Origin of the sequence: Streptomyces roseolilacinus (assembly GCF_014649335.1) — a bacterium.
Lineage (GTDB): Bacteria > Actinomycetota > Actinomycetes > Streptomycetales > Streptomycetaceae > Streptomyces > Streptomyces roseolilacinus.
In genome coordinates this window covers 431,789-452,934 of record NZ_BMSV01000001.1, presented here as the reverse complement: position 1 = coordinate 452,934, position 21,146 = coordinate 431,789, and the positions used below count along the sequence as shown (strand labels likewise).

Annotated in this window: 17 protein-coding genes; 11 read left to right on the top strand and 6 right to left on the bottom strand. The window is 74.8% G+C overall.

The window, feature by feature from the left end; translation table 11 throughout:
- Nucleotides 1-33: 33 nt before the first annotated feature.
- Nucleotides 34-1,245, bottom strand: a complete 1,212-nt coding sequence (locus IE106_RS01980) for a pyridoxal phosphate-dependent aminotransferase (RefSeq protein ID WP_189529471.1) — start codon at nt 1,243-1,245, stop codon at nt 34-36.
- Between the two features lie 342 nt (nt 1,246-1,587).
- On the opposite strand from IE106_RS01980, the gene mptB reads away from it, so the two are divergent.
- Nucleotides 1,588-3,060, top strand: a complete 1,473-nt coding sequence (gene mptB / locus IE106_RS01975) for a polyprenol phosphomannose-dependent alpha 1,6 mannosyltransferase MptB (RefSeq protein WP_189529470.1) — start codon at nt 1,588-1,590, stop codon at nt 3,058-3,060.
- A 110-nt stretch (nt 3,061-3,170) separates the two neighbouring features.
- On the opposite strand, the gene IE106_RS01970 is transcribed toward mptB, so the two are convergent.
- Both IE106_RS01970 and IE106_RS01965 read right to left on the bottom strand, forming a co-directional pair.
- Nucleotides 3,171-4,751 carry an N-acyl-D-amino-acid deacylase family protein gene (locus IE106_RS01970; RefSeq protein ID WP_189529469.1) on the bottom strand — a complete coding sequence of 527 codons (1,581 nt, stop codon included), beginning with the start codon at nt 4,749-4,751 and terminating at the stop codon, nt 3,171-3,173.
- 39 nt (nt 4,752-4,790) lie between these two features.
- Entirely contained in the window at nt 4,791-6,086 is a 1,296-nt protein-coding gene (locus IE106_RS01965) for an alanine racemase (RefSeq protein WP_189529468.1), read from the bottom strand.
- A 734-nt stretch (nt 6,087-6,820) separates the two neighbouring features.
- Between IE106_RS01965 and IE106_RS01960 the strand changes: the two genes are divergently transcribed.
- The 3 genes from IE106_RS01960 to IE106_RS01950 are packed head-to-tail and all read left to right on the top strand — an operon-like array spanning nt 6,821 to nt 8,975.
- Nucleotides 6,821-7,819: a sugar kinase gene (locus IE106_RS01960; RefSeq protein WP_229839987.1), complete on the top strand. Its 999-nt coding sequence runs from the start codon at nt 6,821-6,823 to the stop codon at nt 7,817-7,819.
- A complete protein-coding gene (locus IE106_RS01955; RefSeq protein WP_189529466.1) occupies nt 7,816-8,577 on the top strand; it encodes an IclR family transcriptional regulator in 762 nt (253 codons plus the stop codon). The genes IE106_RS01960 and IE106_RS01955 overlap by 4 nt, the downstream gene beginning before the upstream one ends.
- Complete coding sequence (locus IE106_RS01950; RefSeq protein WP_189529465.1) at nt 8,574-8,975, top strand: RidA family protein; 402 nt, start codon at nt 8,574-8,576, stop codon at nt 8,973-8,975. The genes IE106_RS01955 and IE106_RS01950 overlap by 4 nt, the downstream gene beginning before the upstream one ends.
- A 7-nt stretch (nt 8,976-8,982) precedes the next feature.
- Here IE106_RS01950 and IE106_RS01945 read toward each other — a convergent pair whose 3' ends face one another.
- Together IE106_RS01945 and IE106_RS01940 are read right to left on the bottom strand one after the other, a co-directional pair.
- Complete coding sequence (locus IE106_RS01945) at nt 8,983-10,908, bottom strand: serine/threonine-protein kinase (protein WP_189529464.1); 1,926 nt, start codon at nt 10,906-10,908, stop codon at nt 8,983-8,985.
- A gap of 149 nt (nt 10,909-11,057) precedes the next feature.
- Nucleotides 11,058-12,404: a M14 family metallopeptidase gene (locus IE106_RS01940; protein WP_189529463.1), complete on the bottom strand. Its 1,347-nt coding sequence runs from the start codon at nt 12,402-12,404 to the stop codon at nt 11,058-11,060.
- A 193-nt stretch (nt 12,405-12,597) separates the two neighbouring features.
- Between IE106_RS01940 and IE106_RS01935 the strand changes: the two genes are divergently transcribed.
- Nucleotides 12,598-13,926 (top strand): Nramp family divalent metal transporter, encoded by a 1,329-nt coding sequence (locus tag IE106_RS01935; protein WP_189529462.1) that lies wholly within the window; start codon nt 12,598-12,600, stop codon nt 13,924-13,926.
- Between the two features lie 42 nt (nt 13,927-13,968).
- On the opposite strand, the gene IE106_RS01930 is transcribed toward IE106_RS01935, so the two are convergent.
- Nucleotides 13,969-15,657 carry a chitinase gene (locus tag IE106_RS01930; RefSeq protein WP_229839930.1) on the bottom strand — a complete coding sequence of 563 codons (1,689 nt, stop codon included), beginning with the start codon at nt 15,655-15,657 and terminating at the stop codon, nt 13,969-13,971.
- Nucleotides 15,658-16,027: 370 nt separating this feature from the next.
- On the opposite strand from IE106_RS01930, the gene IE106_RS01925 reads away from it, so the two are divergent.
- The 6 genes from IE106_RS01925 (at nt 16,028) to IE106_RS01900 (ending at nt 21,120) form a co-directional block, all read left to right on the top strand.
- Nucleotides 16,028-16,912 carry a hypothetical protein gene (locus IE106_RS01925; protein WP_189529460.1) on the top strand — a complete coding sequence of 295 codons (885 nt, stop codon included), beginning with the start codon at nt 16,028-16,030 and terminating at the stop codon, nt 16,910-16,912.
- An 82-nt stretch (nt 16,913-16,994) separates the two neighbouring features.
- Nucleotides 16,995-17,720, top strand: coding sequence for a Flp pilus assembly protein CpaB (gene cpaB / locus IE106_RS01920; RefSeq protein WP_189529459.1), 726 nt, complete (start codon nt 16,995-16,997; stop codon nt 17,718-17,720).
- A 16-nt stretch (nt 17,721-17,736) separates the two neighbouring features.
- On the top strand, nt 17,737-18,963 hold the full coding sequence (locus IE106_RS01915) for a CpaE/TadZ family protein (RefSeq protein ID WP_189529458.1): 1,227 nt from the start codon (nt 17,737-17,739) through the stop codon (nt 18,961-18,963).
- Nucleotides 18,964-18,986: 23 nt separating this feature from the next.
- Nucleotides 18,987-19,370 carry a TadE/TadG family type IV pilus assembly protein gene (locus IE106_RS01910; RefSeq protein ID WP_189529457.1) on the top strand — a complete coding sequence of 128 codons (384 nt, stop codon included), beginning with the start codon at nt 18,987-18,989 and terminating at the stop codon, nt 19,368-19,370.
- A 5-nt stretch (nt 19,371-19,375) separates the two neighbouring features.
- Nucleotides 19,376-19,780 (top strand): TadE/TadG family type IV pilus assembly protein, encoded by a 405-nt coding sequence (locus IE106_RS01905; protein ID WP_189529456.1) that lies wholly within the window; start codon nt 19,376-19,378, stop codon nt 19,778-19,780.
- Nucleotides 19,777-21,120, top strand: coding sequence for a TadA family conjugal transfer-associated ATPase (locus IE106_RS01900; protein ID WP_189529455.1), 1,344 nt, complete (start codon nt 19,777-19,779; stop codon nt 21,118-21,120). The genes IE106_RS01905 and IE106_RS01900 overlap by 4 nt, the downstream gene beginning before the upstream one ends.
- Nucleotides 21,121-21,146: the final 26 nt, after the last annotated feature.

The window sequence follows — 21,146 nt, the reverse complement described above, 5'->3', positions numbered from 1 at the left end:
AGTCTAAAGTTGAGTCCGTACCAAGCGACGGTGTCAGTGCTGGCTGTAGCCGTCCAGGAAGGTACCGATCCTGGTCACCGCGTCGGTCAGGTCCGTGGTGTTGGGCAGCGTGACGATGCGGAAGTGGTCCGGCTCGTGCCAGTTGAAGCCCGTGCCGTGCACCACCATGATCTTCTCGGCGCGCAGCAGGTCGAGGACCATCTGCCGGTCGTCCTTGATCTTGTAGACGGCCGGATCGAGGCGCGGGAAGAGGTACAGCGCGCCCTTCGGCTTCACACAGCTGACGCCCGGGATGTCGATCAGCCGCTCGTACGCCGCGTCCCGCTGCTCCAGCAGTCGCCCGCCCGGCGCGACCAGCGCCTCTATCGACTGGCGGCCCTGGAGGGCGGCCGCGATGGCGTGCTGGGCGGGCATGTTCGCGCACAGGCGCATGTTGGCGAGGATCGTCAGGCCCTCGATGTACGACGAGGCGTGCGCCTTGGGGCCGCAGACGGCCAGCCAGCCGCTGCGGTAGCCGGCCACCCGGTAGTTCTTGGACATGCCGTTGAACGTCAGGCACATCAGGTCCGGGGCGATGGCGGCGGTCGGGGTGTGCGTGGCGCCGTCGTAGAGGATCTTGTCGTAGATCTCGTCCGAGCAGACCACCAGGTTGTGCCGACGGGCGATCTCGGTGAGGCCGCGCAGCATCTCGTCGTCGTAGACGGCGCCGGTCGGGTTGTTCGGGTTGATGATGACGAGCGCCTTGGTGCGGTCGGTGACCTTGCGCTCGATGTCGGCCAGATCGGGCATCCAGTCGGACTGCTCGTCGCAGCGGTAGTGCACCGGCGTGCCGCCCGACAGGGCCACCGACGCCGTCCACAGCGGGTAGTCCGGGGCCGGGACGAGGACCTCGTCGCCGTCGTCGAGCAGCGCCTGCATCGCCATCTGGATGAGCTCCGAGACGCCGTTGCCGAGGTAGATGTCCTCGACGGAGAGCGGGATGCCCTTGGTCTCGTAGTGGCTCATCACCGCGCGCCGCGCCGCGAGGAGGCCCTTCGCGTCGCCGTAGCCGTGCGACGTGCCGAGGTTGCGGAGCATGTCCTCGAGGATCGCGGGCGGGCACTCGAAGCCGAAGGCGGCCGGGTTGCCGGTGTTGAGCTTGAGGATGCGGTGGCCTGCCGCCTCCAGCCGCATCGCCTCGTCGAGCACCGGGCCGCGGATTTCGTAGCAGACGTTGGCGAGCTTCGTTGACTGGATGACCTGCATGCCCGCGAGCTTACGGTCGCACGGCCCACCGCGCCTCGTGTTTTGCACCACGCCACGGGGGTGGACGGAGGGTGGTGCGGGCGCACCCGCGCAGGTCACCGCCGTCGGAGCCGGTGTCCACGGCCGGGCGGCCGGAAGGGGCCCGACGCGCCGGACCCCCGCCGAAGGCCCGGCCGTTCTCGCTGGGTGAGACGCCCCCCGGTCCCGTACGGCCGGTGGCGCGGGCGCGTGCCGGGGCCGTGCCCGCGCCACCGGGACGCGCCCCGCGGACCGCAGGCGCGTGCGGGGGGATTCCGCCGGCTCAGGTGGGTCGACGGGGGTGGCCGGGTAGGTTGGCTCCTCATGTGGTCCTTGAGGAGCGTCGCCGGATGCAGGCGCCTGGGCGCGGTCGGGTCGGTCGGGGTGGCCCTGGGCGGCTGGGCCGCGGGCACCATGCCGGCCCGGGACCCCTGGGGCCTGTGGTTCCCGCGCGCCCAGGACACGGCCCGGCCCGGGGTGCTCCTGGCCCTCGCCGGGCTCACCCTCCTGGTCGTCGCCTGGTGGAGGTACGGGCGGCTGGTCGCCGACGGCGCCGCCGTGCGGGCCCGGGCGGCCGCCGCCACGCTCGTCTGGTGGGCCGCGCCGCTCCTCCTCGCCCCGCCGCTGTACAGCGCCGACGTGTACAGCTACGTCGCGCAGGGCGCCATGGTCGTCGAGGGCCACGACGTGTACCGCTTCGGCCCGTCCGTCCTCGCGCCGGACGGGCTCGGCGGGGCGGCCGCCGCGAGCGTCGGCGGGCACTGGACGGACACCCCCGCCCCCTACGGCCCGGTCTTCCTGCTCCTGGCGAAGACCGTCGCCGTCCTGACGGCCGGGCAGATCGTGCCGGCCGTGCTCGGGATGCGGATCGTGGCCGTCGCCGCGCTCGTCCTGCTGTTCTGGGCGCTGCTCCGGCTCGCGCCGCGCGGCGCCACCGCGGGCGCGCTCTGGCTCGGCGTGCTCAACCCGCTGCTGCTCGTCCACGTCGTGGGCGGGCTCCACAACGACGGGCTGATGGCCGGGCTGCTCCTGGCGGGCACCGCGCTCGCCGTGCGCCGCGGCCGCTGGGTCGTGGGCAGCGCCCTCGTCGCCCTCGCCATGATGATCAAGTCGCCGGCCGCGCTCGCGCTGCTGTTCATCGGCGTCGTCGTCGGCCGCGAGACGTCCGGCCCGCTGATACGGCGCGTCGCGAAGGGCCTGTTCGGGCCCGGCGCCGTCGCCGCCGGCGTCGCGGTCGGCGCGACGCTGTGCGCCGGTACCGGCTTCGGCTGGCTGCGCACCCAGAGCGTCGCCGGGACGATCCACACCGCGCTCTCCCTCACCAGCGACCTCGGCGTCGCGCTCGGCGAGTCCATGTACTTCCTGTCCGGCGCCGAACCGGACCCCGTCAAGCGGGCCGTCCAGGCCATGGGCCTCACCCTGGCCCTCGCCCTCGTCGCGTACCTCGCGTCGTGCGTGGCGCGCGGCTGGCTGGACCCGCTGCACGCCCTGGGCCTCGCCCTCCTCGCCCTGGTCGCGCTCTCCCCGATGGTCCAGCCCTGGTACCTGCTGTGGGCCGTGCCGCCGCTCGCCGCGACCGCCTGGAACGGCCGCACCGGCCGCGCCGTCACCATCCTGTCGGCGGGCCTCGTCTACGTGACCGCGCCCGACGGCCGCACCCCCGCGTACGGCTTCGCCCTGGCCACCGTGGTGTGCCTGGTCGGCGCCCAGCTGCTGCTGCGCCGCTCCGACTTCGCCGGCGGCGTGTGGCTGCCGGCGCCGCGCGGGGCCGAGGACCGCGAGCCCTCCCGCGCCTGAGCTGACGGACCCCCGGGTCTGGTGGGTCCTCCGTGCCTGACGGGTCTCCCGTGTCTGACAGGACCTCCGCGTCTGCCGGGGCCTCTCGGTGCGGCCCTCCCGGCGCGGCCCTACGGCGCGCGCCGTACCGAGCGCCCCGCCAGGACGTCCGTGCGCCGCCCGTCCCGCACCGCGAACCGCCCGTTCACCAGCACGTGCGGGACGCCCACCGGCAGCGTGCGGGGCGCCGCGAAGGTGGCGCCCGCCGCGACCGTCCCCGGGTCGAACAGCACCAGGTCCGCCCGGTACCCCACCCGCACCAGGCCCCGGTCCGGGAGCCGCAGCCGGGCCGCCGGGCGGGACGTGAGGTGCGCGACCGCCTCCTCCAGGGACAGCACGCCCAGCTCCCGCACGTACCGGCCCAGGTAGTGCGGGAACGTGCCGTACGCCCGAGGGTGCGGCTTCGCGCCGTGGAGGATGCCGTCCGAGCCGCCCGTGTGGACCCGGTGCCGCATGATCGCCCGTACGTTGCCCTCGTGCCCGACGTGCTGGAGCACCGCCGTGCCCAGCCGGTCCGCGAGGAGCAGCCGGCGCGCCTCCGCCCAGCCGGGCAGCCGCGTCCCCACGTACCGCTCCAGCGCCGGGTCCGACACGCCCGACACCTCCACGGTGTCCCACGCCACCGGCACGCCGTGGCAGCCGTCCGACCCGGTCACCTCCAGCGCGTACCGGATCCGCTCGGCCACCGCGTCGTCCCGCAGCCGCGCCAGCAGCGCCTCGGGGCCGCCCTCGTGCGCCCAGCCGGGCAGCAGCGCCGCCAGCGTCGTGCAGCCCGGCGTGTACGGGTAGGTGTCGAGCGACACGTCCACGCCGTCCGCCAGGGCCCCGTCGAGCAGCGCCAGCAGTTCGGGCGCCCGGCCCTCGTTGACGCCGAAGTTCAGCGTGGCGTGCGCCAGGTGCAGGGCGCAGCCCGTCTCCCGCGCCAGGTCGAGCATCTCCGCGTACGCCCCGAGCGCGCCCGCCCCGTACGAGCGGTGGTGCGGGCAGTAGTAGCCGCCGTACCCGGCGACGACCCGGCACAGCGCGGCCAGTTCGGCGCGGTCCGCGTACATGCCGGGCGGGTAGGTGAGGCCCGACGACATGCCGACCGCGCCCTGCTCCAGGCCCTCCGCGACGAGCCGCCGCATCCGGTCCAGCTCGGCGCCGGTCGGCGGCCGGTCCGCCCACCCCGCCACGTATGCCCGCACCGTCCCCTGCGGCACCAGGTACGCGGCGTTCACCGCGACGCCCTCGCCGCCGAAGCCCCGGTCGAGGCGGTCCAGGTACCCGCCGACGGTCCGCCAGTCGGGGTCCACGTCCGCGAGGTCGCCGTTCCAGCCGGCGATCGCCGCCCGCACCTCGTCGAGCGTCCGGTCGTCGGCGGGCGCGTACGACAGGCCGTCCTGGCCGAGCACCTCCAGCGTCACGCCCTGCGCGACCTTCGCCTCGTGCGCCGGGTCCCGCAGCAGCGCCAGGTCGCTGTGGGCGTGCATGTCGACGAACCCGGGCGCGAGGGCCAGCCCCGCCGCGTCCAGCACCCGCGCGCCGGACAGCGGCCGGTCGCCCTCGCGGCGGACGGCGGCGACCAGGCCCCCGTCGACGCCCACGTCCGCCCGGTACGACGGCCCGCCCGTGCCGTCGACGACCCGCACGTCCCGGATGACCAGCTCCACCGCGCGCCTCCCCGACCCGAGGACCCGAGACCCGAAGGGTCAGAAGAACGTGCGGACGTAGTCGACGGCCGTCCCGTCCGCCTCCACCACCGGGATCAGCGGCCACTTCTCGAACACCGTGCACGGGTGCGCCAGCCCCAGCGCCACCCAGTCGCCGACCTCCGGCTCCGCGCCCCCCGGGTCCGTCCGCAGCCAGGCGTGCTGGTCCGACAGCGCCGTCACCGCCAGCCCCTCCGCCGGGCGGACCGTCCCGTCCCGGCCGGACCGCACCAGGTGCGGCACCGGCAGCGCCAGGTCGTACGAGACGTCCCGCTTGCCCGCGTTGAGGAACGCCTCGTCCCGGGTGGGCCGGGACACCACCTGCGCCCACAGCCGGAACGCCGGCTCCAGGGCGCCCTCCTCCGGGACGCGGTTGAACGGCGTCAGCCGCTCGTAGTGGCCGTGGTCGTGGGAGACGTACGCACCGGACCGCAGCAGCTTCAGCACGGGCGCCGACAGCGGCGGCACCCCGGCGAACACGTCCGCGACCGCGTCGAACCACTCGCTGCCGCCCGCGCTGAGGACGATCTCCTCCGCGTCCGCGAACAGCCCCGCCCCGTCCAGCTCGGCGGCCAGCCCGACGAGCCGCCGCAGCCACGCCCGCACGGTCCGCGGCGACGCGTCCGGCACCTGCGCCTCGTACCCGGCGACGCCGACCAGCCGCAGCGACGCCGCCCGCGCGGCCGCCCGGGCGACCTCCAGGGCCGCCTCGTCCGTCCGCACCCCGGTCCGGGCGCCCTCGCCGGCCGCCAGCTCGACCACCACGTCGACGGGCCGTACGGACCCGGCCAGCGCCCGGTCCATCAGCTCGACGCCGCGCACCGAGTCGACGTAGCAGACGAAGCGGAACCCCGGGTCGTCCGCGAGCAGGCCGGCGACCCAGCGCAGCGCGGCCGCGTCGACCAGCTCGTTCGCCAGGAACACCCGCCGCACGCCGAACGCCCGGCAGACCCGCGCCTGGTGGGGGACCGCCACGGTGACGCCCCAGGCGCCGTGGGCCAGCTGGCGGGCGAACAGCTGCGGTGCCATCGTCGTCTTGCCGTGCGGGGCGAACGCCAGGCCGTGGCGCTCGGAGTACGTCCCCAGCAGCGCCAGGTTGTGCTCCAGGGCCTCGGCGGAGAGCGTCAGGACCGGGGTCGTGAAGCCGCCGGTGAAGACGTTGCGCCGCTGCGCGGCCAGCTCGCCGACCGTCAGGCCGTCCGCGTCCGGCGGGAGGCCCTTGAAGCGGTGGTCGACCCGCTCGTCCGCGAGCCGCGCGGCGAGCGCGTCGGGCCCCAGCGACTGTCCGGCGGCCATCGGGCCTCCCTTTCGTTGCGGATGGTGCAACGGTCGTTGCGTATGGTGCTCGACGGTGTCTAACATCCGGGCGGACATCGGGTCAATGCCCCCGGCCGGACGACCGGCCCGCGGAGCCGACGGACGGGCGGGAGGGCGATGGCCGACGCGTGGGGCCGGAGGGCGGGGGAGTGCCGGGACGACCGCCTTGCGGGTCCGGTGGAGGAGCATGCCGGCGGGAGGGGGAGGTCGACCCCTCGGGCCGCTCGGGGAACCGATGGACGGGCGGGAGGGTGATGGCCGACGCATGGGGCCGGGGAGCGGGGAAGTACCGGGACGGTCGCCTCGTGGGGCCGGTGGGGCTGGGTGGTGTGGGGAGGGGGCGGGCGCCCTCCTGTACCGCTCGTGGAGCCGAAGGGGCGCGCGGGTGTCGGGAAGACGAGCGCGCGCAGGCCCCGAGGTACGAGGTGTCCGGGCTGGGGAAGGGGGCCCTCGTGGGCCGCTCGTGGGGTGGAGGGGCCGCACTTGTGCCGGGGAGGGGGAGGGTGCCGTGTTGGGCCGCTCGTGGAGCCGAAGGGGCGCGCGGGTGTCGGGAAGACGAGCGCGCGCAGGCCCCGAGGAACGAGGGGCCGAGCACGGTCGACTTCCCGACACCCGCACACAGCGCCCCGGAGGCGGAACGAGCCAAAAAAGGGGGAAGCGCCCCGGAGGCGCAACGAGCCCAAAAAATCACAGCAGTGTGCCTGGGCGAGTCCATGGTCGCCTTCCTGCCCTCCCGGCCCGGTCGTCTCGCGGACGTGCCGTCCTTCACCCGCGCGGTCGGCGGCGCCGAGTCCAACGTGGCCTGCGCCCTGGCCGCCGCCGGGCACCGTGTCCGCTGGATCAGCCGGGTCGGTGCCGACGGCTTCGGCGACCACCTGGTGGCGGCGGTCGCCGCGTACGGCGTCGACGTCTCGCGTGTCCGCCGGGACCCGCACCGGCCGACCGGGGTGTACTTCCGCACGGCCGCCGACCGGGGGGACGCCGCGCACGAGGTCGTCTACCACCGGGCCGGGTCGGCCGCCTCCGCGATGTCGGTGCGAAACGTCCCGTACGAGGAGGCGGCGGCGGGCCGGGTCCTGCACCTGACCGGCATCACGGCGGCGCTCTCGCCGGAGTGCCGCGCCCTGGTGGCGGCGCTCACCGCCCGCCGCCCGGGCCGGCCCCTGGTCTCCTTCGACCTCAACCACCGTCCGTCGCTGTGGCCCTGCCCGGCGACCGCCCGCCGTGTCCTGCTGGACCTGGCGCGCGGCGCGGACCTGGTCTTCGCCGGGGAGGACGAGGCGGCCCGCGCGCTCGGCCTGCGCGGCCCGGCCGCCGTCCGTGAGGCCCTTCCCGAACCGGACGTGCTGGTCGTCAAGGAGGGAGCGAAGGGGGCGACCCTCTTCGCCCGCGTTCCGGGGTCGGCGCGCGACGTGCGGGTCTTCGTGCCCGCGCCGCGCGTCGACGTCGTGTCGTACTCCGGGGCCGGGGACGCCTTCGCCGCCGGGTTCCTCGACGCGACCCTGCGCGGGCTGCCGTTCGCGGAGCGGCTGCGGTACGGGCACCGGGCGGCCGCCGCCGCGCTGGCCGCGCCCGGCGACCTCGCGCCCGCCGCCGGCCCGGCGCGCGCCGCCCGGCCGGCCGCGCCCGACGACGCGGGCTGGGGGAGACTGCGTCTCGGCCCCGGCGCGCCGGACCCGGGGCCGGACGACGAGGAGGTACGCACGCGATGAGCCAGACCGTCGACCGGGCGCTCAGCATCCTGCCGCTGCTCGCCCAGGGCCCCGCGGACCTGGGGCAGGTCGCCGAGCGGCTCGGCGTCCACAAGTCGACCGCCCTGCGCCTGCTGCGCACCCTGCACGAGCACGGTCTCGTCCACCGGCAGCAGGACCAGCGCTACCGGCTCGGCGCCCGCCTCCTCGCGCTCGCCCAGGAGGCCGCCGAGAACCTCGACGTGCGGGAGATCGCCCATCCCCACCTGGTCCGCCTCAACGAGGAGACCGGTCACACCGTGCACCTCGCCGTCCGCGAGGGCGACGAGGTGCTGTACGTCGACAAGGTCGACAGCCGCTACCCGGTGCGGATGTACTCGCGGATCGGCCGCCCCGTCGCGGTCACCGTCGCCGCCGTCGCGAAGGTTCTCCTCGCCGACCTGCCCGAGGCGGAGCGCCACGCGCTGACCGCCCGCCTCGACTACCCCCCGTACACGCCCCGTTCGACGCCGCACGCCGCCGCCTTCCGCACGGAGCTGGCGGCCGTGCGCGAACAGGGCTGGGCCGCCGACCTCGGCGGCCACGAGGAGTCCATCAACTGCGTCGCCGCCCCGGTGCGCGGCGCCGACGGCCGGGTGGCCGCCGCCCTGTCGGTGTCCGCGCCCAACGTCGTCGTCACCGCCGAGGAGCTCCTCGCCCTCCTCCCGCTGGTGCGCCGCACCGCGCGGGCCGTCAGTCACGACTACTCGGGCACCACCCCACCGAAGGACGCGCCATGAGCGAGAAGACCGCCGTCACGCCGCCGACCCACGCCGCCCCGCCCGCCCGGTTCTCCCACGGCGTCCGCAAGGGCAACGTCCTCCAGGTCGCCGGGCAGGTCGGCTTCCGCCCCGCGGTGCCGGGGCAGCCGCCGTCCGTCGCCGGGCCGACCCTGCGCGAGCAGACCCTGCAGACCCTCGCCAACGTCGAGTCGGTCCTCGCGGAGGCGGGCGCGGGCTGGGACGACGTGGTGATGATGCGGGTGTACCTGACGGACGTCGCCCACTTCGCCGAGATGAACGCCCTCTACGACGCGTACCTGGCGGACGTGGCCGTGCCGCCCGCGCGCACCACCGTGTACGTCGGGCTGCCGGAGGGGCTGCTCGTCGAGATCGACGCGCTGGCGGTGCTGGACTGAGACGGGGTCAGGCGACGCGGGTGCAGACGTAGCTGCGGCCCTCGTTCACCTTCCAGGTCCAGTAGCGGGTGTCCTCGTCGGGGCAGCGGAGCCGCCCGTCCGACGGCGTCCGGTAGTGGCCGGTGATCTGGAGGATGTGGGTCCGGCCCTTGGGGACCCGGTCGTGGGCGCAGTTCCAGATCTCCATCAGGTCGGCGGAGGCCTCGCCGTCGCCGTCGATCTCCGCGGTGAAGCACTGGCCGGTGCGGAACTGGCGGGAGAGGCACAGCACGGTCCGCACCCCGTCGTCCGCGTGGTTCGCCCACCGGTCCCGGCCCGGCCCCGCGTCGCAGGTGGCGGCCGGGCCGGCGCGGGTGACGCGCACGTACGCGCTCGCCGAGTCGCAGTCCACGCGGATCGGGGCGGGTCTGCTCCACCGGTCGTACCCGTCGTCGTACACGTCGAGGCAGTCCCCGCCGCGCACGGCGCGGAACGCCAGGTCCCGGGCGCTGGGCGTGGGCGTGCGGGGCGTGTACGCGTACCCGGGCGTCGGGCGGGTGGCGGAGCCGCCGCCGCTGCCGGCCGTCGACGGCGGGGTGGTGGTCCGGGCGGCGTCGTCGCAGGTGCGGGCGGTGAACAGCAGGACCAGTACGGCGAGGACGAGCGGGGCCCACCCGGCGCCGGACGACTTCTTCGCCGGGGGCGGCGACGGGGTGGGTGCCGGGGCGGGGGCCGGCGAGGCCGTCCGGGCGCCGGCCGAGGCGCGGGTCCGGGGCCGCTGCCGGGCCCGCCGGCGCTCCTGTGCCCGCTCATGCTCCTGTACCCGTTCGCGCTCCTGTGCCCGGGCCCGCTCCCGTTCGCGTTCCCGGGCCCGCTCCCGGGCCTGCTCCTGCCGCCGTTCCCGCTCCCGTTCCTGCGCGCGGGCCCGGGCCCGCGCGCGCTCCCGCTCCTCGGTGTACGTCCGCGTCGGGCCGGGCGGCGGCACGGCGCGGGTGGGGTCGTCGGCCGCGGCGGCCACCGGGCCGGCGGGCGCCGCACGCTCCCACTCCGCGCCCTGCCGCTCGTACGCGCCGATCAGCTCCGTCCAGCGCGGCGGCAGCCAGCGGCTCCCGCCGGCCGAGGCCGGCAGCCTGCGCGCCTTCTCCGGGAACCGGTCGAGCACGTCCGCGGGGCGCGGCCGGCCGGCGGGGTCCACGGCCAGGCAGGGGCGCACCAGCGGGACGAGCTCCTTCGGCAGCCCCGTCAGGTCCAGGTCGCCCCGCGACACGCGGGCCAGCAGCCGCAGGGTGTCCTCCCCCTCCGGGTAGGGGGGCCGGCCCACGGCCAGGTGGAAGAGGGTGGCGCCCAGCGAGTACACGTCGGACCGCTCCGTGGACGGCTCGCCGCGCGCCTGCTCGGGGGAGGTGAACGCGATCGTGCCGAGCGTGAGCGTCGTCCGGGTGATGTCCTGGGCGTGCGAGATGCCGAAGTCGATCAGCCGGGGCCCCTCCAGTGGCAGCAGGACGTTCTGCGGTTTCACGTCCCGGTGGACGATGCCCTGCCCGTGCAGGGCGAGCAGCGCCTGCGCCGTGCCCGCGGCGACCCAGCGGACGGCGGACGCCGGCAGCCGCCCCGCCGTCCGGACGAGTTCGGCGAGGGACGGCGCGGCGATGTACTCGATCGCCATCCACGGGGTCGGCGCCTCCGGGTCCGCGCCGAGCACGCGCGCCGTGTACCGGTCGTCGACGCGCTGCGCGAGCGTCACCTCGCGCGCGAAGCGGCGCCGGTCGTGGGCGCCGACCTCGCCCTCCGCGAGGAGGGTCTTCACGGCGGCGAGCGGGCCGCCCGGCCCCGTCCGCGCCAGGTAGACGCGCCCCATGCCGCCCGAACCGAGCCGCCCGAGCAGCCGGTACGGGCCGAGCGCCCTCGGATCGTCCCCGCCCAGCGGCAGCAGCCGTGTCCCGACCCCCGTCATCCCCCGCCCCCTCCCGCGGTGCCCCCGCCAGCAGGGTAGCCCCCGGCTCCGCCCGGCACGGCCGCCCTGGAACGCCCCTGCGGTGACACGGGGTCCCGTGCCACCGCAGGAACGATTCGGCGCCTCGCCGGGCGGGTGTGCCCGGGGCCTCAGGAGGTCGCGCAGTACTGCTGCTGCTTGCCGATCGACCGGTACATGCAGTCGGCGTTCTCCAGCAGCTGGAGCACCGCGTCGCGGTTGCGGGCGGTCTCGCGCTCGATCACCTCGTCGGGCGGGTAGAAGCCGCCGCCGGAGGCGCTGCCCGGGTACATCTCGAAGGTGTAGCCGAAGATGCGCTGGTTGCCCCACAGCCAGTCGTCGATCGACCCGTCGGTGATGTAGAGGTCGCTGGACTGCTCGGCGGTGTAGCCGTTGCTGGCGGCCATCTTGCGGCCGACGGCGGCGAAGGCGTCCCGGTCGTCCTGGGTCATGCCGGGCGCGGTGTCGGCGTAGGTCCAGCCGAACGGCCAGAGGACCAGCTCGCTGTAGGTGTGGAAGTCGACGGCCGCCGTGATCTGCTGCTTCCCGCCGACGACGCGGGAGCGGACGAAGTCGGCGACGACCTTCACCTCGGGCGCGGACTCGGGCGCCGAGCCGCGGTAGGTGTCGGAGCCCGCGGAGCCGGAGGAGCCGCCGCAGCAGCCCCACTTGTACGCCCAGTTGCGGTTCATGTCGGTGCCGACGTAGGAGGAGCCGGGGTTGGGCTGCCGGTTCTTGCGCCAGCTGCGGTACGTGCCGGAGGCGATGTCGTACTCGCCGCCGTCCGGGTTGAGGTCGGGCACGATCCAGATCTCGCGGCCGTTGACGGCGCTGGTGACGCGGGGGTCGGAGCCGTAGCCGGCGCCGAGTTCGCGCAGCAGGTACAGGGCCATCTCGACGGTGAGGTGCTCGCGGGCGTGCTGGTGGTGGGTGAACAGCACCTCGGGCTCGTTCTCGTCCGTCGCCACGTTGTCGCTGATCTTGATGGCGACGATGTCGCGGCCCTGGTACGACTTGCCGATCACGCGCCTGCTCATGATGTTCGGGTACTGCTGGAGTCGCTGGTTGATCTCCGCCGTCATCTCCGCGTAGTTGTGGTAGCGGGAGTCGGCGGAGGGGAAGTCCATCGGCGTGACGACGCCGCCGGCGGTACGGGCCGGGGGTCCGGGCAGCACTTCCGGCCGGTGGCCCAGCGCGCGCAGGCGGCGGACCTGCTCGGCGTTGGCGCTGACGACGACCCTGTGGTCGTGCACCTCGTCGAGGGAGACGCCGGTGGCGGCGACGGCGGTGCGTTCGGCGGGGGTGGACGGCCCGCGCACCTCGTACTGGCGGATGACCTCCTCGACGGCGGCCGCCGGGGCGGTGGGGGTGGAGGCCGCGCCGGGGGTGTCCGCGGCGGCCGCGAGCGGCGCCACGACGGCGAGGGCGAGAGCGGCCGCGAGGGTGACGGACCGTCCGCCGGTGATGCGTAGTCGCATGCTGACTCCTGGGTGGGGGTCGGGGTGGGTGTCCCCGTGCGTCGCAGGATGGTGTTCTGGCATGCTCGCGTCAAGAAGGAACTTCGGTCACGGCCGGAAAGACCCGCTCCGGCGCGCACCCTTGCGCGTCCGTCCGCCTGGCGCTTGGGTGACGTGCGCACCCGCACGGCGGACGAGGAAAGGCGAACGGCTCATGGCGGACACCGCGGACACCGCTCACGGTACGGCGCACGGCGGGGGCGGGGCACCCACCCCGGCCCCGCGCAGGCCCAGTTGGCGGCACATCGGCCCCGGCATCGTGGTCGCCGCGACCGGCGTCGGCGCCGGCGACCTGGTCGCCACGCTCGTCGCCGGCGGCAAGTACGGCTACACGCTGCTCTGGGCGGCCGTCCTCGGCTGCCTGATCAAGATCTCCCTCGCCGAGGCCGCCGGCCGCTGGCACCTCGCCACCGGCCGCACCCTGCTCGACGGCTGGCGCTCCCTGGGCCCGTGGACGACCGTCTACTTCACCGGGTACGTCGCCGTGTGGGGCTTCGTCTACGGCGCCGCCGCGATGTCCTCCACCGCGCTGCCGCTGGCCGCGCTGTTCCCGGGCGTCATGGGGCTGAAGTGGTGGGCGGTCCTGTGCGGGGTGGGCGGGCTGCTGTTCGTCTGGTTCAACCGGTACGCCGTCTTCGAGAAGGTCATGACGTTCCTCGTCGGCGTGATGTTCCTCGTCACCGTCTACCTGGCCGTGCGGGTCGCCCCGAACCTCGGCGACCTCCTCCCCGGCCTCGTCCCGGCCCTCCCGGACGGCTCGCTCCTCTACACCCTGGGCCTGGTCGGCGGCGTCGGCGGCACGATCACCCTCGCCGCGTACGGCTACTGGGTGAACGCCAAGGGCTGGCGGGACACGGGGTGGATGCGGGTGATGCGCCTGGACAACCGCGTCGCGTACCTGACGACCGGCGTGTTCGTGGTGGCCATGCTGATCGTGGGCGCCGAGCTGCTGCACTCCTCGGGCATCGCCATCGCCAAGGGCGACAAGGGCCTCGTCGACCTCGGCGGGCTCCTGGAGGAGGAGTACGGGGCGGCCACGGCGAAGCTGTTCCTCGTCGGGTTCTTCGCCACGTCCGTCACCTCGCTGATCGGCGTGTGGCAGGGCGTGAGCCTGCTGTTCGCGGACTTCGTCGCCCGCCTCCGGGAGCGCGACGGCGCCCCCGCGGGGACGGGGGCGCCCGGGCCGGAGGCGGGCGCGGTGCCGGTGGAGCGGTCGGCGCCGTTCCGCGCGTACCTGCTGTGGCTGACCTTCCCGCCGATGGCGCTGCTCTTCCTGGACCAGCCGTTCGTGCTGGTCGTCGTCTACGGCGTGATCGGCGCCTTCTTCATGCCGTTCCTCGCCCTGACGCTGCTGTGGCTGCTCAACTCCTCCCGTACCCCCGGGGAGTGGCGCAACGGGTGGTTCGGCAACACGGTGCTGGGCGCGGCGGGCGTGCTCTTCCTGGTGCTGTGCGTCCAGCAGGTGCGCGACCTGCCGTGGTGAGGGAGGGCGCCGCGCCCCGGCGCGGCGCCCCTCACGACCCGCCTACGGCAGGTTGTGGACGTGCGGGCCGACCGCGTTGGACCAGGCGTTGCCCGCCGTGGCATCCCAGTTCGTCGACCAGGTCATGGCGCCGCGCAGCGACGGCCACGTCTTGGACGGCTTGAACGAGCCGCAGCCCGTGCCGCGGGTCAGGCAGTCCAGGGCGTTCTTCACCACGGACGGGTCGACGTAGCCGCTGCCCGCGCCGCGCGTCGAGGCCGGCACGCCGAGGCCCACCTGCGACGGGTCGAGGCCGCCCTCCAGCTGGATGCAGGCGAGCGCGGTGAGGAAGTCCACCGACCCCTGCGAGTAGACCTTGCCGTCGCAGCCCAGCATGGAGCCGCTGTTGTAGTACTGCATGTTGACGACCGTCAGGATGTCCTTCACGGCGAGCGCCAGCTTGAAGTACTCGGTGCCGGTGCTCTGCATGTCGATCGTCTGCGGCGCCATCGTCAGGACCATCCCCGGGCCCGCCTTCGCCGACAGCTGGCGCAGCGCCTTCGTCAGGTACGTGGCGTTGATGCCGTGCTCCAGGTCGATGTCGACCCCGTTGAAGCCGTACTCCTGCATCAGGGCGTACGCGCTGTTCGCGAACGCCGTCGCGGAGGCGTCGCTGTTGATGGTGACGTTGCCCTTCTCGCCGCCGATCGACAGGACGACCGACTTGCCCGCGGCCTTCTTCGCGGCGACGTCCGCCTTGAAGTCCGCGACCGAGGCGTACCCGACGGCCGGGTCGAGGTTGAAGGTGATCTGGCCGGGCGTCGCCGTGGAGTCCGCGAACGACACGGCGATGATGTCGTACTGGGCCTGGACGTCGCGCAGCTTCTGCACCTTCGCGCCGTTGTCGAAGTTCTGCCAGTAGCCGGTCAGCGCGTGCTTGGGCACGGACGGGTTCGGGGTGCTCCCGCCCGGCGCGGTGCGGGCGGTGACGGTCGCGGACCGGGCGGACTCGCCGGCGGCGTTGGAGGCCGACACCTGGAAGCCGTACGACGTGTCGGCGGTGAGGCCGCCCACGGTCGCGGAGGTGCCGGACACGGACTGGACGCGCGCCCCGTCCCGGTACACGTGGTAGCCGGTCGCGCCGCTCACCGGGCTCCAGGAGAGCGCCACGGACGACGAGGTCACCGTCCCGGCGGCCAGCCCCGACGGGGGCGCGGGCACGACCGGGTCGGGGTCGCCGCCCCCGCCGCCGTCCGGGCCGAAGACCGACACGTCGTCGACGAGGTAGGCGGCCTGCCCGTACCAGCCGTGCGTGTAGACCGTGACCGAGGTGGTGTTGGCGCCGGTGGTGAAGCCGGTGCTCAGCTGCTGCCAGCCGGAGGAGCCGGGCGACCACGTCGCCACGTCGGTCGTGCCGGTGCCGGTCGCGCCCAGGTAGGCGTACCCGCCCTGCACCCAGGCGCTCAGCCGGTACGTGGAGTTCGGCTGCACCTTCACGGTCTGGGAGCACCGGGCGTTGTCCTGGCCGGCGGGCGTCGCCTTCAGGGCGGCGGTGCCGGCGTGGACGGGCGAGGTGACGGTGGTGCCGCTGTTGGCGGAGCAGGTCCAGTCGGCGAGGCCGGACTCGAACCCGGCGTTCCTGGCGACGTTGCGGTCCTCCGCCTGCGCGGTGCCGGCGCCGCCGGCCAGGACGAGCCCGGACGCGACGGCGAGCGCGAGGGCGCCGCCGACGAGCGGTCTGGTGCGGTCCACTTGCTTCCTCCGGTGGGGAGTGGGAGTGGGGGTGGGGGAGTGGGGATCGGGAGAAGGCGTACGGGGCGGTGGCCACCGCGCTCCGTGCCCGTACAAGTTGGTCCAGACCAATCCCGTTGTCAAGGTTCCGGGACGGCTCCGGGCCCCCGCCCTCCCGCCCGGAAGCGGGGTGACGGGCAACTCCTGTCCCCTTCGCCCGTTTTGACGGTGTACAAGGAGCGCATGATCCACCACGAGGAGTCCGAAAGCGGTTCTCCAGCCCCGTTCCCGCCGATAAAGTGCGGGCAGGAGCACACACAGAGCAACACGTGTCGCGGACCACCGCGACACACCGGAGACACCGGTGGCCGGAGCCGAACGGGGAACCAGCGTGCCGACCGCGATTGCCGTCACCAGTGCCGACCTGGTGCTACCGCCGACCGACCACCACACCCCCGGCGCCGTCGTGTTCCCCGAGCCCGCCGCCCAGCCCCTGGCCGCCGCCCTCGCCGAGACGCAGACCCTCGTCGAGCAGTACGGGCACGTCGTCGCCCTCTACCCGGCCTCCACCCCCGCCGACCACGTACGCCGCCTGCACACCGTGCGCGCCCTCCTGGAGAGCGACCGCATCGCGCTGCTGCCGCTGGACCTGCCGCCGCTCGGCGTCGCCGTCCTCGCCCGCCAGCTCCGCCAGCTGTCAGCCTGCGACTTCGGCCCCGGCGTCCTCGCCACCGCCGCCCGGCTCCTCGCCCACTACGTCCACGCCGGCGCCGTGCTCAACTCCGTCGCCCGCCTCGACCGCGTCCCCGTCACGCTCAAGGCGCACGCCAAGTCCTGGGTACCGGGCTCCCAGTTCGCCGTCCTCGCCAACCCGGAACCCCGCCTCCTGCGCCTCGGCTCCCAGGGCGGCGACCCCTTCCCCGGGCCCGACTTCGCCACCCGCATGGCCGTCGCCCGCGGCCAGCTCGCCACCGACTGGGTCACCGGCACCCTCGCCCCCGCCTGGCGCGTCCAGGGCGTCGACGAGGTCCCCCGGCCCGCCGCCTCCACCGCCTGGTGGGGCACGGCCAAGCTCGTCGAGTTCGCCGCGTACCTGCCCGACCTGTCCGTGCTGCACCAGCTCGTGTCGTCCGTACGCCGCGAGACCTGCGCCTGGTGCGGCATCGAACTCCTCGGCGACCGGTGCGGCTTCTGCGCCGCCCCCCTCGCCCCGCCCCCCGGGTCCGAGCCCCCCGCCGCCCTGCCCCCGGGCACGCCGATGCGGCACGCGTCGTGACCCGCCCCGGCGCCCCGCCCGCGCTCTCGCGCCCGCGCCCCCGCCCGTCCCCCGCCCGCCACCCCACGAGGTCCTCCCGCCCATGAACGCACGTCAGCGCCGCGGCGTCATCCTGCTCGTCCTGTCCGTCCTGTGCGCCCTCGGCGCGTTCGCCGGCGTCGTCGTCATCGTCGGCGACGTCCAGGCGAAGGTCGGACCGGAGGTCACGGCGTACCGCGTCAAGGCGGACGTACCGGCCTACGCGGCCCTCCAGCCCGGCCAGTTCGAGAAGATCACCATGCCGAAGCGGTGGCTGTCCGCCAACGCCGTCAGGGACCTCTCCGCCGTCCAGGGCAAGATCGCCGTCTCGGACCTCAGGAAGGGCTCGCTGCTCCAGAAGGACATGGTCGCCGACCGGCCCGCCCTCGCGAGCGGCGAGCAGGAGATCGCCATCATGATCGACGCCGCCACCGGCGTCGCCGGCAAGATCACCGCCGGGGCGCGGGTGAACATCTTCGCCACCTTCGACGACGAGGGCCGCGGCAAGAACGCCGTCGCCGAGTCCCGGCTCATCGTCGCCGGCGCCCGCGTCCTCGACGTCGGCAAGCTCACCCCCCTCGACCAGCGCAGGAGCGACAGTGGCACGGCCGGCGGCGCCCGCGAGGCCGTGCCGATCACCTTCGCCCTCACCACCGCCGACGCCCAGCGCGTCGCCTACGCCGAGTCGTTCGCCGAGCACGTGCGCCTCGCCCTGCTGCCCGAGGACGGCCCCGCCGCCCTGAAGCCCGGCGAGTCGACGTACACGCTCGACGAAGACAAGAACAAGTGAGGGGACAGGCAGCAGGATGACCATTCGCGTCCTCCCCGCCGTCGGCGACCCCGACGCCGCCCGCGTCATCACCACCCTGCTCGGCCAGCTCCCGGACACCGAGCAGGCCGCCGCCCCGGCCGGTGACTCCACCACCCTCGTCGACACCCTCGCCCGGGCGGCCGCCGAGTCCGTCGGCGACCTCCCCGAGGTCGTCCTCGTCCACGAACGGATCGGCCCCGTCCCCGCCCTCGACCTGATCCGCGAGGTCGCCCTGCGCTTCCCCGCCGTCGGCGTCGTCCTGGTCACCGCCGACACGAGCCCCGGCCTGTACTCGGCCGCCATGGACTCCGGCGCCCGCGGCCTGGTCGGCGTCCCCCTCGCGTACGAGGAGCTCGCCCAGCGCGTCCAGTCCGCCGCCGCCTGGGCCGCCGGCGTCCGCCGCCACCTCGGCCGGACCGACGACGCCCCCACCGGGCCGGGCGGCACCGTCGTCACCGTGAGCGGCGCGAAGGGCGGCGTCGGCACCACCGTCACCGCCGTCCAGCTCGCCCTCGCCGCCCGCGCCTCCGGCCGCAGCGTCGCCCTCGCCGATCTCGACCTCCAGTCCGGCGACGTCGCCTCCTACCTGGACGTGCAGTTCCGCCGCTCCGCCGCCGACCTCGCGGCCATCCAGGACATCACCCCCCGCGTCCTCCAGGACGCCCTCTACACCCACCCGACCGGCCTGTCCCTGCTCCTCGCCCCCGCCGACGGCGAACGCGGCGAGGAGGTCACCGACCGGTCCGCCCGCCAGATCGTCAGCGCCCTGCGCCACCGCTACGAGGTCGTCGTCGTCGACTGCGGCACGCAGATGGACTCCGCGAACGCCGCCGCCGTCGAGATGGCCGACACGGCCCTCCTCGTCGTCACGCCCGACGTCGTCGCGGTCCGCGCCGCCAAGCGCATGGTCCGCCTCTGGGACCGGCTCCAGATCCGCAAGGCCGAGGACACGACGACCGTCGTCAACCGCCACACCCGCCACACGGAGATCCAGCCCGCCCTCGTCGAGAGGATCACCGGCACACGTGTCACCCGCACCGCCGTGCCCGCCGCCTTCAAGGAACTCCAGCCGTCCGTCGACGCGGGCCGCATGCACGAGCTGGACCCCAGGTCGACCGTCAAGCAGGCCCTGTGGGCGCTCGCCGGCGAACTCGGCCTCGTGAAGGCACCGGAGTCGCCCGGCGACCGGCCGGGCAGGCTGCTCAAGACACGCAGGAAGTAGCGGAGAGAGGGGAGGGGCGGCCCATGGGACGCGCACGGACCGCAGCGGCGCACGGCGGGCACCGCCACGGCGACCGGGGGCAGGTGGCGGTGGAGTTCACCGGCATGGTGCCGCTCGTGCTCGGCGTACTGCTCCTGCTCTGGCAGGCGGCGCTCATCGGCTACACGTACTCCCTCGCCGGCAACGCCGCGGACGAGGCGGCCCGCGCCGGCGCGGTCGGCGGCGACTGCGCCGGCGCGGCCGGGTCGAAGCTGTCCGGCGCCTGGTCCGCGAGCACCTCCTGCGGCGTCGCGGGCGACCTGTACACCGCCGACGTCAGCCTCCGCGTCCCCGCCCTCTTCCCCGGCGCGAACCTGCCCTTCACCGTCGTGGCCCACGCGGCGGCCGCCGACGAGCGGGGGGAGTGAGGACCATGACCGACCACCGGGCCGACCCCGCACCGCGCCGCGGGGCGCACCCCGACCGGGGCCAGGCGGCGATCGAGTTCGCGGGCTGGATCGCCGTCCTCCTGATCGCCGCCCTCGCCGCCGTCCAGCTCGGCATCGTCGCCTACGCCGCCCAGCAGGCCGGCACCGCCGCCCGCGCCGCCGCCCGCGTCGCCTCCCAGGGCGGGAACGGCGAGGCCGCGGGGTACGGCGCCATGAGCGGCTGGCTCGCCGACGGCGCCACGGTCAGCGCCCCGTCCGGCGCCGGCGCCGAGGACGTCACGGCGACCGTGACCGTCACCGTCCCCACCGTCCTGCCCCTCCTCGGCTTCGACCCGGTCACCCGCACCACCACCATGCCCGTCACGACCAGCGAGGGAGGGACCCCATGAGCCTGCGGGCCCGCATCACCAGCGCCGAGCCGGCCGGCGGGAGGGACGGCGAGGAGGACCACCTCGTCGGCGTCTACCGCGCCAAACTCCTGGAGGAGATCGACCTCGCGGAGATGTCCGCCCTCCCGGCCGCCGACCGCCGCGTACGCCTGGAACGGGTCCTCGGCCACATCATCAGCCGCGAGGGCCCCGTCCTGTCGTCCGCGGAGCGCTCCCACCTCATCCGCCGCGTCGTCGACGAGGCGCTCGGCCTCGGCATCCTCGAACCGCTCCTGGAGGACGCCTCCGTCAGCGAGATCATGGTCAACGGCCCCGACCAGGTGTACGTGGAGCGGCACGGCCGCCTCGAACGGCTCCCCCTGCGCTTCTCCTCCACCGACCAGCTGATGCAGACCATCGAGCGCATCGTCTCCACCGTCAACCGCCGCGTCGACGAGTCCAACCCGATGGTCGACGCCCGCCTCCCCTCCGGCGAGCGCGTCAACGTCATCATCCCGCCGCTCTCCCTCAGCGGCCCCGTCCTCACCATCCGCCGCTTCCCCCGCGCCTTCACGCTCCACGAGATGGTCGCCCTCGGATCGCTGGACGAGCACATGGTGATGCTGCTCTCCGGGCTGGTCCGCGCCAAGTTCAACGTGATCGTCTCCGGCGCCACCGGCACCGGCAAGACCACCCTGCTCAACGCCCTGTCCGGCCTCGTCCCGGACGGCGAGCGCATCGTCACCATCGAGGACTCCGCCGAACTGCAGCTCCAGCAGTCCCACGTCATCACCCTGGAGTCCCGCCCCGCCAACGTCGAGGGCAAGGGCCGCATCACCATCCGCGACCTCGTCCGCAACTCCCTGCGCATGCGCCCCGACCGCATCATCGTCGGCGAGGTCCGCGGCGGCGAGACCCTCGACATGCTCCAGGCCATGTCCACCGGCCACGACGGCTCCCTCGCCACCGTCCACGCCAACAGCGCCGAGGACGCCCTGACCCGCCTGCAGACCCTCGCGTCCATGTCCGAGGTGGAGGTGCCCTTCGCGGCCGTCAGGGACCAGATCAACAGCGCCGTCGACGTGATCGTCCAGCTCACCCGGCACGCCGACGGCGCCCGCAGGATCACCGAGATCGCGATCGTCGACTCGCACGGCCGGGAGGAGTACCGCATCGTGACGGTCTGCCGGTTCGAGGCCCAGCCGATGACGCCGGACGGCCGCGTCCACGGCAGGTTCACCCACCACCCGCTGCCCCGGCGGGTCGCCGAGCGGCTGTACATGCACAACGAGCCGACCCCCGCCGCGTTCGGCGTCGCCCACAGCGACGCCCAACTGGCCCTGCGCGGAACAGCCGCGTGACCCCCAGCCCCCCACCCGGAATCGAC